Origin of the sequence: Pseudomonas kitaguniensis (assembly GCF_049199985.1) — a bacterium.
GTDB classification, from domain to species: domain Bacteria; phylum Pseudomonadota; class Gammaproteobacteria; order Pseudomonadales; family Pseudomonadaceae; genus Aquipseudomonas; species Aquipseudomonas kitaguniensis.
The window spans coordinates 1-255 of record NZ_JBLZPT010000077.1; the positions used below are offsets into that span (position 1 = coordinate 1).

A 255-nucleotide genomic window follows, 5' to 3' on the forward strand; every position below is an offset into this window, starting at 1 on the left:
CGTCAGAGCAAGCAAATTGCTTGGGTGTTATATGGTCAAGCCTCACGGGCAATTAGTATTGGTTAGCTCAACGCCTCACAGCGCTTACACACCCAACCTATCAACGTCGTAGTCTTCGACGGCCCTTTAGGGAACTCAAGGTTCCAGTGAGATCTCATCTTGAGGCTAGTTTCCCGCTTAGATGCTTTCAGCGGTTATCTATTCCGAACATAGCTACCCGGCAATGCCACTGGCGTGACAACCGGAACACCAGAG

At 50.6% G+C, this 255-nt stretch carries 1 rRNA gene; it reads right to left on the reverse strand.

The window, feature by feature from the left end:
* Nucleotides 1-31: 31 nt before the first annotated feature.
* Nucleotides 32-255: ribosomal RNA gene (locus ACOZK9_RS27515) — 23S ribosomal RNA — on the reverse strand; the annotation flags it as partial.